This window comes from Oleiagrimonas citrea (genome assembly GCF_012395255.1).
GTDB lineage: Bacteria > Pseudomonadota > Gammaproteobacteria > Xanthomonadales > Rhodanobacteraceae > Oleiagrimonas > Oleiagrimonas citrea.
In genome coordinates, this window is the sequence record NZ_JAAZQD010000006.1 from 105107 (window position 1) to 118891 (window position 13785).

At 63.5% G+C, this 13785-nt stretch carries 13 protein-coding genes; 8 read left to right on the forward strand and 5 right to left on the reverse strand.

Annotation, left to right across the window (positions count from 1 at the left end; translation table 11 throughout):
* The first annotated feature begins 47 nt into the window (after positions 1-47).
* From gyrB to HF690_RS14045, 6 genes are all read left to right on the forward strand, one after another.
* Positions 48-2456, forward strand: a complete 2409-nt coding sequence (gene gyrB, locus HF690_RS14020; RefSeq protein WP_113065489.1) for a DNA topoisomerase (ATP-hydrolyzing) subunit B — start codon at positions 48-50, stop codon at positions 2454-2456.
* 210 nt (positions 2457-2666) lie between these two features.
* A complete protein-coding gene (locus tag HF690_RS14025; protein WP_113065488.1) occupies positions 2667-3959 on the forward strand; it encodes a tetratricopeptide repeat protein in 1293 nt (430 codons plus the stop codon).
* 182 nt (positions 3960-4141) lie between these two features.
* Positions 4142-4801 carry an energy transducer TonB gene (locus HF690_RS14030; RefSeq protein WP_113065487.1) on the forward strand — a complete coding sequence of 220 codons (660 nt, stop codon included), beginning with the start codon at positions 4142-4144 and terminating at the stop codon, positions 4799-4801.
* Between the two features lie 101 nt (positions 4802-4902).
* The gene (locus HF690_RS14035; RefSeq protein ID WP_113065621.1) at positions 4903-5631 is read left to right on the forward strand and encodes a MotA/TolQ/ExbB proton channel family protein; all 729 of its coding nucleotides are present in this window, start codon (positions 4903-4905) and stop codon (positions 5629-5631) included.
* A 15-nt stretch (positions 5632-5646) separates the two neighbouring features.
* On the forward strand, positions 5647-6063 hold the full coding sequence (locus HF690_RS14040; protein WP_113065486.1) for an ExbD/TolR family protein: 417 nt from the start codon (positions 5647-5649) through the stop codon (positions 6061-6063).
* Positions 6064-6228: 165 nt separating this feature from the next.
* Positions 6229-6648 carry an ExbD/TolR family protein gene (locus HF690_RS14045; protein WP_113065485.1) on the forward strand — a complete coding sequence of 140 codons (420 nt, stop codon included), beginning with the start codon at positions 6229-6231 and terminating at the stop codon, positions 6646-6648.
* Positions 6649-6857: 209 nt separating this feature from the next.
* On the opposite strand, the gene HF690_RS14050 is transcribed toward HF690_RS14045, so the two are convergent.
* The 4 genes from HF690_RS14050 to HF690_RS14065 form a co-directional block, all read right to left on the reverse strand.
* A complete protein-coding gene (locus HF690_RS14050; RefSeq protein ID WP_168609888.1) occupies positions 6858-7610 on the reverse strand; it encodes a pyridoxine 5'-phosphate synthase in 753 nt (250 codons plus the stop codon).
* Positions 7611-7837: 227 nt separating this feature from the next.
* On the reverse strand, positions 7838-8482 hold the full coding sequence (locus tag HF690_RS14055) for a 4'-phosphopantetheinyl transferase family protein (RefSeq protein WP_338042929.1): 645 nt from the start codon (positions 8480-8482) through the stop codon (positions 7838-7840).
* 5 nt (positions 8483-8487) lie between these two features.
* Positions 8488-10428, reverse strand: coding sequence for an acetate--CoA ligase (acs, locus tag HF690_RS14060; RefSeq protein WP_168609889.1), 1941 nt, complete (start codon positions 10426-10428; stop codon positions 8488-8490).
* A gap of 105 nt (positions 10429-10533) precedes the next feature.
* Positions 10534-10779, reverse strand: coding sequence for a hypothetical protein (locus HF690_RS14065; protein WP_168609890.1), 246 nt, complete (start codon positions 10777-10779; stop codon positions 10534-10536).
* A gap of 145 nt (positions 10780-10924) precedes the next feature.
* Here HF690_RS14065 and HF690_RS14070 point away from each other — a divergent pair, with 145 nt between their 5' ends.
* Complete coding sequence (locus HF690_RS14070) at positions 10925-12337, forward strand: coniferyl aldehyde dehydrogenase (protein ID WP_168609891.1); 1413 nt, start codon at positions 10925-10927, stop codon at positions 12335-12337.
* A 47-nt stretch (positions 12338-12384) separates the two neighbouring features.
* Positions 12385-13488, forward strand: a complete 1104-nt coding sequence (locus HF690_RS14075; RefSeq protein ID WP_168609892.1) for a PA0069 family radical SAM protein — start codon at positions 12385-12387, stop codon at positions 13486-13488.
* Positions 13489-13494: 6 nt separating this feature from the next.
* Here the strand turns inward: HF690_RS14075 and HF690_RS14080 are convergent, their stop codons facing one another.
* Positions 13495-13776, reverse strand: coding sequence for a hypothetical protein (locus HF690_RS14080; RefSeq protein ID WP_168609893.1), 282 nt, complete (start codon positions 13774-13776; stop codon positions 13495-13497).
* Positions 13777-13785: the final 9 nt, after the last annotated feature.

Consider the following 13785-nt stretch of genomic DNA (forward strand, 5'->3'; position numbering starts at 1 on the left):
CTCTGTATTTTCACGCCCGGCATGGATCGGGCTTTTGGCGGTCGAGCATGAACCAAACCTACGATTCCAGCAGCATCAAGGTCCTCAAGGGTCTCGAAGCGGTCCGCAAGCGTCCGGGCATGTACATCGGCGATACCGATGACGGTACCGGCCTGCATCACATGGTGTTCGAGGTCGTCGACAACTCTATCGACGAAGCGTTGGCGGGCCATTGTGATCGCGTGATCGTGACCATCCACGACGATGGTTCGGTCAGCGTGCTGGACAACGGTCGCGGTATTCCGGTCAAGCAGCATGCGGAAGAGGGTCGCTCGACCGCGGAAGTCGTCATGACCGTGCTGCACGCCGGCGGCAAGTTCGACGCCAATTCCTACAAGGTGTCCGGTGGTCTGCACGGCGTGGGCGTGTCGGTGGTGAACGCGCTCAGTGAGAAGCTGTGGCTGACCATCTACCGCGATGGTCAGGAGCATTATCAGGAATACGCCGACGGTGAACCGCAGTTCCCGATCAAGGTGATCGGTCCGGCCGACAAGAGCGGTACCCAAGTCCGTTTCCTGCCGAGCACCAAGACCTTCACCAACGTCGAATTCCATTACGACGTGCTGGCGAAGCGTCTGCGTGAACTGGCGTTCCTCAATTCCGGCGTCAGCATCGAATTGCACGACGAGCGCACCGATCGCCACGACGTGTTTGCCTACGAAGGCGGCATCAAATCCTTCGTGCAGCACCTGGCGCAGTTGAAGACTGCGTTGCATCCGAACGTCATCAGCATCAGCGCCGAGCAGGATGGCATCACCGTCGAACTGGCCATGCAGTGGACCGACGGCTACCAGGAAACGATGTTCTGCTTCACCAACAACATTCCGCAGCGCGACGGTGGTACGCATCTGACCGGCTTCCGCGCGGCACTGACGCGCACGCTGCAAACCTATATCGAGAAGGAAGGTCTGTCGCGCGGCAAGGTGAACCTGGCCGGCGATGACATGCGCGAGGGCATGATCGCGGTGCTGTCGGTGAAGGTGCCGGATCCGAAGTTCTCGTCGCAGACCAAGGACAAGCTGGTCTCGTCCGAGGTCAAGACCGTGGTCGAGCAGATCGTCAACAAGGAACTGGGCGACTTCCTGCTGGAGCATCCCGCCGAGGGCAAGGCGATCGCTTCCAAGGCCGTCGACGCGGCCCGCGCTCGCGAAGCCGCGCGCAAGGCACGCGAGATGACTCGCCGCAAGGGTGCGCTGGATATCGCCGGACTGCCCGGCAAGCTGGCCGACTGCCAGGAAAAGGATCCCGCGCTATCCGAGCTGTTCCTGGTCGAGGGCGATTCCGCAGGCGGTTCGGCCAAGCAGGGCCGCAACCGCAAGACCCAGGCTGTGCTGCCGCTGAAGGGCAAGATCCTCAATGTCGAGAAGGCTCGCTTCGACAAGATGCTGTCCTCGGCTGAGGTCGGCACCCTGATTACCGCGCTGGGCACCGGCATCGGCAAGGACGAGTACGACCCGGACAAGCTGCGCTATCACCGCATCATCATCATGACCGACGCCGACGTCGACGGCTCGCACATCCGCACGCTGCTGCTGACGTTCTTCTACCGGCAGATGCCGGAGCTGATCGAGCGCGGTCACGTCTACATTGGCCTGCCGCCGCTCTACAAGATCAAGCAGGGCAAGAACGAGTTGTACCTGAAAGATGACGCAGCCCTAGATAACTATTTGATTTCTAACGCAGTTGAGGGCGCGGAACTGCAATACACCCCGGATGCGCCGCCGATCAGCGGTGAAGCGCTGGAAAAACTGCTTCGCGATTACCAAGTGGCGCTGAACCATATCGGGCGTCTGTCCGCACGCTGCGATGCGCAGGTCTGGACGGCCATGCTCGAATACGCGCCGCTTGAACCGGAACAGTGGGACGACGCCAAGGCCATGCAGGCTTGGCTCGATGGACTCAGCTCGCGCCTGGCCGCGAGCGGCCTGGGCAAGCCGCGTTTCCGTCTGGCGTTGCGTCCTGCCAGCGGCGAACAGCCGGCGGCGATTGAGGTGGTGCGCAACCAGCACGGCCTCGAGCACACCTGGCTGCTGAATCAGCCGTTTTTCTCTGGACCGGAATTCCGTCCGATACTGCATATCGCCCGTGCACTGAATGGCCTGATACAGGAAGGCGCTGAAGCGCGTCGCGGCAATGCCTCGCGTGGCGTCCTGCATTTTGCCGACGCTCGCCAGTGGCTGCTGGACGAGGCCAAGAAGGGCCGCAGCATCCAGCGCTTCAAGGGTCTGGGCGAAATGAATCCCGAGCAGCTGTGGGAAACGACGGTCAATCCGGATACCCGCCGCATGCTTCAGGTCGGCATCGAAGACGCGGTGGCCGCCGATCAGATGTTCTCCATGCTCATGGGCGAGGCGGTGGAACCGCGTCGCGACTTCATCGAGAGCAACGCGTTGCGCGTGGCCAATCTCGATATCTGAGCCGTCCCCGCGCAGGAGTGCGCGGGTTCGCGAAGCCGCGGTCGTGCACGCATGCAGGCCGCGCGCAAATGTAAAATTTCAGTAAAAACAACACTCTGGGCATCCCGGAGCGCCGTACTGCTGACTTGAGCTGACGGCAAAAGACCGGGTACTCTTGAAGTCTTCGCTGCACGAAACGTGTGCAGCTACCGCAACGTAACGAGGTGGACGATGAAGTTGGTATCGTTTTCGAAGGTTCTGCTGGCAGGCGCCGTGGCGTTCATGATGGTCGGTGGTACGGCCATTGCGCACGGCAGCCAGTCGGCCAGCGAGAAACAGCAGTCGAAGTATCCCAATTCGGTCCGCAAGGCCCCCAAGCTGGACCTGAAGAAGCAGGACGACGCCGACACCATCAACAAGGCTTCCAAGGCCTACAACACCGGTGACTACGCCACGGCGCAGAAGCTGCTGCAGCCGTACGTGGACGGCACGGCAACCGATTCCAAGTACGCGCAGGTCGTCGCGCTGCAGATCATGGCCAACGTCACCTTCAAGCAGGGCGATGTGAAGAAGGCCATCGACATGCTGAAGAAGGCGTTGGCGCTGAACGTGATGCCGAACGACACCTACTTCGATCTGCAGTACGAACTGGCGCAGTTCTATCACGCCGACAAGCAGTTCCAGCAGTCGGTGGATACCGTCGAGAAGTGGCGTGCCGGCGGCAAGCTGGAGACGGCCGATTCGTACGGACTTGAAGGCATCGACTACTACCAGATGGGTCAGTACGAGAAGGCCATCGCGTCGATCAAGAAGGCCATGTCGATGACCGACAAGCCGAAAGACGTGTGGAACCAGGTCCTGGCCGCGAGCTATGCCGAGACCGGCAATTCGGATGAGGCGCTGGCCTCGGCCCGGGCGCAGCTGGCCAAGCACCCGGACGATATGACCACGCTGAACAATACCGTCTCGCTGCTGATCACCGCCGACAAGTACGAAGAGGCGATGAAGCTGCTGGAGCAGGCCAACAGCAAGGGACTGTTCACCGAGAGCAAGAGCTACATCACGCTGGCCAAGCTGCATCTCATGAAGGCGCAGGATTCCGACAATCCGAAGCCGGAAGCCAAGGCGGCCGTGGACGTGATCAAGGAAGGCATCGCCAAGGGTGTCGTTAAGCCGGGCTACCAGGCTTACAAGGTCGAGGGCGATGCGGCGTATCTGAGCGATGACATCAAGGGTGCACTGACGGCCTACGAGAAGGCATCGAAGGATGCCCCCAATGGCGAGATCGATCTGATCAGCGCGAAGCTTCTGTTGAGCGAGAGAAAGTACAGTGCCGCACGACTGAAGGCGCGTGGTGCCGTCAAGCGCGGCCTCAAGCATGAGGGCGAAGCGTACATGGTGATTGCCGAATCCGAGCGCGCCATGCACAACAAGTCGGCAGCCATCAAGGCCATGAAGAAGGCCGAGCAGGATCCGACCACGCGTGCCAAAGCACAGGCATGGCTTAAAAAAGCGTCACGTTAATTTTATCTAACGTGTTGAATCCAAAGGTATTTAACCTACATGAACCGGGTCTATACAAAACCGCTTCGCTGGTGTACCTTGGATGACTTCCGCTCCACGGATGGGGCGACACGCGGAACCTACCGCGCGTCGCCCTGTACTGCTGGACAACAAAATTTCGTTGGGTTTAGCAACTGACACAAATGGCCTCACAGACTGACAACTCCGGCCGCGTGCCGTTCAACTGGAGACGGACCTGGGCAACGGCGGTGACCATCGCCCTGCACGGTTTCGCGCTCCTGCTGCTGGCTTCGCCAGCGGCGCCGCCGGCGAGCAAGGAGAAGGCGAAGGACAAGGTGGTCCAGGTGACCTTCATCGAACCGCCGCCGCCGCCTCCCCCGCCGCCGCCGCCGCCGCCGCAGCCGCCGAAGATTCCGCCGCCGAAGGTGATCAAGCAGGTCAAGCCGCCACCGACGCCGCCGCCGCCGGCTCCGCCGCCGCCGGTCGACGAGCCTTCGACGATGGCTGTCGCGGCCCCGCCGCCGGCGCCGCCGTCACCGCCGGCGCCGCCGACCACGATCGCTCCGGGTCAGGATCTTTCCTACCGGCTGCGTCATCCGCCACGGTATCCGTCGCGTGCACGACGCATGCACCACGAAGGCACGGTGATTCTGCTGGTCCTGGTGGGTGTCGATGGTTCGCCGAAGGAAGTGAAGGTGGACCAGTCCAGCGGCTATCACGAGCTGGATCGTGCCGCGATCCAGGCCGCGAAGCGCTGGCAGTTCAACCCCGGCACCCGCGGCGGTGTTCCTTTCGAAGGCTGGGCGAAGATCCCGGTCGTGTTCAAACTTGGTGGCTACTGAGTTTCAGTAGGCTTTTCGAATCCACAGCAAAATTTCACGCTTGACTTTCCAAGGGTAGCGTTATGTTCCAACAGACCACTCCGACCAATCCGCCGCCCAGCATGGGTGGTGACGCCAACGCCCAAGCCATTTCGCAGATGGGCTTCGACAACCTGATCCACAACTTCGACGCGCTCGGGTGGATCGTGTTCATCACCCTGCTGGTGATGTCCCTGCTGTCCTGGTACTTCATCATCGCGAATTTCATTCGCAACTCGATGATCCGTTCCCGTGCGGACAAGGTCATCGCCGCGTTCTGGAACAATCCGTCGGCGCAGGAATCCATCCGTGAGATGGAAGCCCAGCCGAGGTCGGAGCCGTTCTCCAAGATCGCTCTGGACTGCGCGTCGGCCGCGGCCCATCACCAGCGTTCGGACGGCGGTCGCCTGGCCGAGTCGCTGAACCGTTCCGAGTTCATCGACCGCGCCCTGCGTCAGGCCGTGGCTCGCGAGAGCCTGCGTCTGGAAGGCGGCATGACCCTGCTGGCCACCGTCGGTTCCTCGGCACCGTTCGTCGGTCTGCTGGGTACCGTGTGGGGCATCTACAACGCCCTGATCGGCATCGGCGCCAGCGGAGAGGCTTCCATGGCCGCCGTGGCCGGTCCCGTCGGTGAGGCCCTGATCATGACCGCCATCGGTCTGTTCACCGCTATCCCGGCCCTGCTGGCCTACAACTTCTTCACGCGTTCGAACCGCCTGACGTACGCCCAGTTCGACGAATTCGCGCATGACCTGCACGACTTCTTCGCCACTGGTGCGCGTGTCGACGCTCCGGCGCAGCCCAAGAAGTAAGTGGAGGACTGAATCATGGGGATGAGCGCTGGAGGTAATGATGGCGGCGTGATGTCGGAAATCAACGTCACGCCTCTCGTGGACGTGATGCTGGTTCTGCTGATCATCTTCATGATCACGGCACCGCTGCTGACCCACAAGATCAAGGTCGAGATTCCGAACGCCAATCCGAAGACCGAGACGAAAAAGGCCAATAACAAGCCGATCGATCTCGCAATCAAGTCGGATGGCAGCATGTACTGGAACGACCGTGCGGTCACGAAGGCTGAGCTGGTCGCGAAGCTGAAGGTTTCGGCCTCGCAGAGTCCGCAGCCGGAACTTCAGATTCGTGCCGACAAAGCGTTGAAGGTCGGTGACGTCAAGGCCGTGCTGAAGGATGCGAAGGACGCGGGAATCGTCCACACCGCATTCATTTCCACGGGCAAGAAGTGACCGGAGCCGTCTTCGGGCGGCAACGTGCGGGGCGTCATGCGGCATGACTTCATGCGCCCCGTTCTCCACTGAGCACAATCACAGTAAGTAGACAGACGCGGTCCGGGCAGCGGTAAGCTACGGGCAAGGCGAATCGAACGGGTTCGTGGCGTCGGAGGATGCAACATGGCTTTCAGTTCCAACGCAGGTTCGGGCTCGGCGATGTCGGAAATCAACGTCACGCCCCTCGTGGACGTGATGCTGGTGCTGCTGATCATCTTCATGATCACGGCGCCGCAGTTGACCCACCACATCAACATCGATCTCCCGCAGCCGAACCCCAACACCAAACCGCCGGAAAATCCGCCGGAACCCTTGCGGCTGACGATCCAGGCGGACGGTTCGCTGTACCTCAACGACGTGCCCATCAGCGAGGCCGGGTTGAAGCTACAGCTGGAAGTCTACGGAAGCAGGGAGCTAGACAAGCAGCCAGAGCTGCAGATCGCTGCCAATGACAACGCTCAGTACGATGTGATGGCGCACGTGCTGGCGGACGCGAAGAGCGTCGGCATGCAGAAGATCGGCTTCCGCGACATGGATCAATAAAGTACGACCCTTGATGCAATCAAGTTCGTGAGACGGGCGCTTCGGCGCCCGTTTTTTTATGGCAATTCAACGAGAAAAGCGAAGTGGCGTTCCGCTGACGATCCAGGCCGGAAGTGGATATCAGGCCGTGTCAGCATGTTTGGCGCGTGCTCTTGAAACGAGGCGTACGGATCTCGGCCAAGCAAGAGATCCGATGCGCGGATCGGCGTTCAGCTGAGAATGTCCAGGTAGCGCCGTACCGTGGCATCGAGTCCGGCATAAAGCGCTTCTCCGATCAATGCGTGACCGATGGAGACTTCAGCCAGTCCGGGAATCGCCTGTTTGAAGGCGCCGAGATTGGCCTGACTCAGGTCGTGCCCGGCATTGACGGCCAGTCCGGCGGCATGTGCCCGGCGCGCAGTCTGTGCGCAACGCTCCAACTCGACTTGCGGCGTCCCGTCAGCGAAGGCTTCCGCGTAGGGGCCGGTGTAGATTTCCACACGCGCCACACCGGCTTTCTCGGCGAGCGCAAAACCCTCGTCGTCGTCGTGCCCGGCATTGATGAACAGGCTGCAGCGAGCGCCGGCTGCATGGATAGCCTCAAGTGCCGGTTTGAGCCGCTCGATGTCGTTGCGCAGATCGAAACCGTGATCGGATGTGATCTGGTCGTCGGCGTCCGGCACCAGCGTGACCTGGGTCGGCCTGACCTCGCGAATCAATTCAAGAAAGCCCGGGTAGCCTTCGCGAGGGCCGGCAAAGGGATTCCCCTCGACATTGAATTCGACGCGGTCACGCGTCTGCGTGGCGAGTTGGCGTACGTCGTCGGGACGGACGTGGCGCTGGTCGGGGCGTGGATGAACAGTGATGCCACCGCAACCGGCATCCATGCATACGCGAGCGGCGGTCGCCATGTCGGGTTGATCGTGTCCGCGCGAATTGCGCAGCACGGCGATCTTGTTCAGGTTGACGCTGAGTACGGTCATGCCGGTATCCACCGCAGGACGGCCCCCTACTGTACGCAAACCATCCGGTGCTGAACAGAATCGGGCGGGCGGAAGGTGGACAAAAAAAAGCGCACGTGGGGAACGCGCGCTTCAATCGAGGGGAAACCAGAGAAGAGAGGACCACATCCGTGTGGTCAGCATTCCACGATGCAAGACACAAATGAGCTTGCACAGTTATGGACTGCCGGAATAGGGGAAAGTTCCCGCTAGATCGAATCAGCCGGTCTGAACCAGTACACACGGCGTGCATCGCCGCGCCAGGCCAGGCTGGCTGTGCAATCGGCATCCTGAATGGCATGGAGCTGCCAGGCATGCACAGGAGCGGCGGATCCGCTGAAGCTGCGGGCGATCGGAGCAGTGCGACCGAGGTCGAAGGTCACCCGGTGCAGACCGTACCGCAGACCCTCGCCGAGTGCCTTGAGTACAGCTTCCTTGGCTGTCCACAGCCGCAGGAAGGCGGTCTGCTGGCTGGCAGCGGGAAGGGCGGCGAGTTGCTCATGCTCGGATGCAGCGAAGAAGCGCTGGGCCAGCTGCAGTGCGCGGGGCCGTGGACGCGACGCTTCCACATCGATGCCCAGTTGCGGCAACGACCGAGCAATGGCGATCAGGGCGATGTCCCGACTGTGCGACCAGTTGAAGTCGAGTTCCGCATGACCCGTGAGTGCGGGTCGACCATGCTCTCCGTGATGGAAATGCACGTCGGCCGGATCGACATCGAGGTAAGCGGCAAGCATCTGGCGAAGCGGTGTCCGCCCTTGATCGTGACGATACGCCAACCGCCACACATGCACGTCATCCAGGCCGAGATGGCGCGAGGCGCGTGCAGGTGCGGCGGCGGTGTAGACGGGCACGCGCGTTACTGCGACAGACGTTCGTGCACCAGGGTGTCGACCACCGACGGATCGGCCAGCGTCGAGGTGTCGCCGAGCGCCTCGGGCTGATTCTCGGCGATCTTGCGCAGGATGCGGCGCATGATCTTGCCGGAACGCGTCTTCGGCAGGGCGTTGGCCCACTGCAGGAAGTCGGGCTTGGCGATCGGTCCGATCTGCTCACGCACCCAGCGGACCAGCTCGTCACGCAGCGCATCGTCGGGTTCGATACCCGACACCAGCGTGACATAGGCGTAGATGCCCTGGCCCTTGATGTCGTGCGGGCAGCCGACCACGGCGGCCTCGGCCACCTTGGCGTGCGCGACCAGTGCGCTTTCCACTTCGGCGGTGCCGATGCGATGGCCCGAAACGTTGATGACGTCGTCGACGCGGCCGGTGATCCAGTAGTAGCCGTCCTCGTCGCGGCGTACACCGTCGCCGGTGAAGTAGTTGCCGGGGTAGGTGCTGAAGTAGGTGTCGACGAAACGCTGATGATCGCCGTAGATGGTGCGCATCTGGCCGGGCCACGAATCGGTGATGACCAGGTTGCCGTCGCAGGCGCCTTCGAGCGGTTTGCCTTCGGTGTCGACGACGGCCGGTTGGATGCCGAAGAATGGCTTGGTGGCCGAACCGGGCTTGAGGTCGGTGGCACCCGGTAGAGGTGTGATGAGGATGCCGCCGGTCTCGGTCTGCCACCAGGTGTCGACGATCGGGCAGCGTTCGTCGCCGACCACGCGGTGGTACCACTCCCAGGCCTCCGGGTTGATCGGCTCGCCGACGGTGCCGAGTACGCGCAGGCTGCGGCGCGAAGTCCGCGTCACCGGCTCGTCGCCCTCGCGCATCAGCGCACGGATGGCGGTCGGTGCGGTGTAGAACAGCGTCACCTTGTGCTTGTCGATCACATTCCAGAAACGGCTGGCGTCCGGGTAGCTGGGCACGCCCTCGAACATCACCGTGGTGGCGCCGTTGGCCAGCGGGCCGTAGACCACGTAGCTGTGCCCGGTGATCCAGCCGACGTCGGCACTGCACCAGTACACATCGTCTTCCTTCAGGTCGAATACGCATTCATGCGTGTAACTGCTGTAGACCAGATAACCGCCGGTGGTGTGCAGCACGCCCTTCGGCTTGCCGGTGGAACCGGAGGTGTAGAGGATGAACAGCGGGTCCTCGGCGTTCATCGGTTCTGGTGGGCAGTCCTCGGACTGGCCTTCGACGAGGCTGTGGTACCAGCGGTCGCGCGGCGACTGCATGTGCACGCCAGCGCCGGTGCGTTGCACCACGACCACGGTTTCCACGCTGCGTGTGCCGTCGCGTTCGAGTGCGGCGTCGACGTTCGCCTTCAGTGGGATCTTCTTGCCGCCGCGCACGCCCTCGTCGGCGGTAATGACCACCTTGCAGGCGGAATCGGCGATGCGGCCGGCGAGCGAATCCGGCGAAAAGCCGCCGAACACGACCGAGTGGATCGCACCGATGCGTGCACAGGCGAGCATGGCCACTGCGGCTTCGGGCACCATCGGCATGTACAGCGCGACGCGGTCGCCCTTCTCCACGCCGAGATGGCGCAGGGCGTTGGCGAAGCGGCAGACCTCACTGTGCAGCTCACGGTAGGTGATGTGGCGCGCGTCGTCGGGTTCGTCGCCTTCGAAGATGATCGCGGTCTTGTCGCCGCGCTCGGTGAGGTGGCGGTCCAGACAGTTGGCGGCGACGTTGAGCACGCCGTCCTCGTACCAGCGAATGTGTACGTCATCGCGTGCGTAGCTGACGTCCTTGATGCGGGTGGGCGGGGTGATCCAGTCCAGGCGTTTGGCGACGTCGGCCCAGAAGGCTTCCGGGTCGCGCACCGAAGCCGCGTAGCGCTCTTCGTACTGCGCCTTGTCGATGCGCGCATCGGCCGCGAAATCAGGCGGCACCGGGTACAGCTCGGACATGGTTCTCACCTCCGTACGTGAAAGAAACGGATCCGCCGCGGGCATGCCTGCGGGCGGGCAAGCCGGTTCAGTGTAGCCGACCGCGTCGCGAGGTGAAGTGCATGTTCAGGCCGATGGCGGTTCGTTCGCGTCGGGCTTGCGCACGGCTTTCTGCAGCTGCTCGACCTCGAAATCGTTGAGCTCTTCCTGCCGCGAACCGGCGCCGATGCGCACATGTGCAAAGGCCAGCACGGTGGCGACCAGGCCGAACAGCGCGCCGGCGATGCCCAGCGCCATCCAGCCCGGCGACGAGGTGAGGATCATCAAAAGGATCGAGGCAAGAGTCAGGAGCAGCAGGATCCAGCGTGTCATGGCGCGCAATTCCGGAGGAAGGACACGCTGCCGATCATAGCTCGGTCCGGGCGGGCGCTGCGTGCGATACAGCACAGGCCTGCCGTGCCGCGGATCGGGTATGGTGAGGAGCATCCGCGACGCCCGATACAAAGAGAGTCACCGCATGTCCGAGTCCGTCGTCTCCGGCCTGACCGATCTGTTGCAGCGCATGCGCCAGGCGCAACGTGAGCAACCACATCCCGATGCATCCTTGCGCCGAATTCGTCTGGATGCGCTCGCTGCGTTGCTGCGTGAAAATCGACCGGCGATCTGCGAGGCCATCGATGCCGATTTCGGGGGTCGTCCCGCCGAGGAGACCGACCTGCTGGAATTGTTTCCGTCCCTGCAGGCGCTGGCGCATGCCCGACGGCATCTGCGGCGCTGGATGAAGCCGAAGCGTCACCTGGCCGGACTTTGGTTTCTTCCTGCGCGCACGCTGCTGGTGCCGCGTCCGCTGGGCGTGGTCGGCATCATCGTGCCGTGGAACTACCCGCTTTTCCTCGCCGTCGGGCCGCTGGTGGACGCGTTAGCGGCCGGCAATCGGGCGCTGGTGAAAATGAGCGAGTACACGCCACGCTTCTCCGCTTTGTTCGGACAGCTCGTCGAGCGCTATTTCCCGCAGGGCGAAGTGCGGGTCGTGAACGGCGATGCGGGGGTGGCGCGCGCGTTCTCGGCGCTGCCGTTCGACCACCTGCTGTTCACCGGTTCGACCGATGTCGGCCGGCACGTGATGCGCGCGGCGGCCGCGAACCTGACGCCGGTGACGCTTGAGCTGGGCGGCAAGTCGCCCGCGATCATCGGTCCGGGCGCGCGGTTCGAGTCCGCGGTCGAGCGCATCGTCTACGGCAAGTGCGTGAACGCGGGGCAGACCTGCATCGCGCCGGACTACGTCCTGCTGCCGCGAGGCCGTGAAGCCGACTTCATCGCCACCGCCCAGCGCGTGGTAGCGCGTATGTACCCGCAGCTGGCGACCGGCGGCCAGTACGCCAGCATCATCGACGACGCGAAGCATGCGCGTCTGATCCGGCTTCGCGACGAGGCCGTGGCCGGTGGTGCACAAGCCCATGCGCTGGCTGCATCGTCACCGGCCGATGCGGGACGCGTGCTGCCGCCGACCGTGCTGACGGATACGCCGGAAGATGCCGCCGTGATGGACGAGGAAATCTTCGGTCCGCTGCTGCCGCTGGTGCCCTACGATACCCTCGACGAGGCACTGGCCTATGTCGCCGCGCGTCCGCATCCGCTGGCGCTGTACCTGTTCGACAATGATTCCGCCGTGCAGCGACGTGTCGAGCAAAGCCAGGCAGCAGGCGGCATGTGCATCAACGACACGCTGTACCACGTCGCCCAGCATCATCTTCCGTTCGGCGGCGTGGGCGCATCGGGCCTGGGCGCGTACCACGGCGAGGCGGGCTTCCGCACGTTCTCGAAGATGCTGCCGGTGTTCCGGCAGGCGCGCCTGAACGGGGTCGGCCTGCTCAATCCGCCCTACGGTGCGCGTTTCCGGCGCATGCTGGATCTGCTGCTGCGAAGGTAGCCGGTGCGTCGCCGCTGCTGAGACGCCGCGGCGCTAGGCTGCGCGGCATGCACGTCTTCGATCCCGACCGACCGCAAGCCATCAAGGGACGCGGCGCCGCTTCCAATCCGGAGGGACGCTTCGAGACCGTGCGCCATCAGGTCGAGGATGATGGCTGGCAGAGCGCACTGCTCGACACCGACGCACCGCGTCCGCGCACCGAGGTCACGGCCGAGCGCGCGCGCAGCGTCATCACGCGCAACGATTCGCCGGACATCCATTTCACCCAGGCGATGAATCCGTATCGTGGCTGCGAGCACGGCTGCGTCTACTGTTTTGCGCGACCGTCGCACAGCTACCTGAATTTGTCGCCGGGACTGGATTTCGAGACCCGTATCCGCGCCAAGGAGAATCTGGCCGAGGTGCTGCGGCGGGAACTGTCGCGGCCCGGCTACGGCGTCAGCCCGATCAACATCGGCAGCAACACCGATCCGTATCAGCCGGTGGAGAAGCGTCTGCGACTGACCCGCGGCGCACTGGAGGTGCTGGCCGACTGCCGGCATCCGTGCACGATCGTGACCAAGAACGCGTTGGTCGAGCGCGATCTGGATTTGCTGGTGCCGATGGCGGAGCGGCGACTGGTGCAGGTCTTCATTTCGGTCAATTCCTTGGACAACCGTCTGGCCGCGAAGCTGGAGCCGCGCGCCAGCGCGCCGCATCGTCGTCTGCGCGCGATCCGCACGCTGGCCGACGCCGGCGTGCCGGTGGGGGTGCTGGTGGCGCCGATCATTCCCGCGCTCAACGACAAGGACATGGAGATCGTGCTGGCGCAGGCCGCCGAGGCCGGTGCGCGCTGTGCCGGCTACACCACGGTGCGCCTGCCGTGGGAGCTGAAGACGCTGTTCCGCGAATGGCTGGCGCTGCACGTGCCGCAGCGTGCGGAGCACGTGATGAGCCTGATTCAGCAAATGCACGGCGGACGCGACTACGACAGCGACTTCCGCACCCGCATGCGCGGCCAGGGCGTGTTCGCCGAGATGCTGCGGCGGCGCTTCGAAGTGGCCTGCCGCCGGCACGGCTACGGTCGCGCGCGGGATCTCGAACTGGACCTGCGCCAGTTTCGGCCGCCGCGCGAGGCATCACCGCAGGGCGATCTGTTCCGCACCGACTGAGCGCGTTCAGCGGTGCATCGCGTTCCGCCAGAGAAGCGTCATGGCGGCCCAGCCGCTGCGGGCGAGCGACCACCACTGATCGCGGAACAGCAGCAGCTGCATGCCCAGCATCATCAGCAGGACATCAAGCACGGCCGCGTCGAGAAACACGCCGAGAAAAGCGAACTCGGGACTAAGTACGAGCACGGCAAGCACCGCGAGCGCGAGCGGAACCAGCAGTCGGCGCCACCACGGGCGTGCCGTGGACGGCGTGGTTTCGACGGGTACTTTGCGTAGCGACGTCGACATCACCGGTCC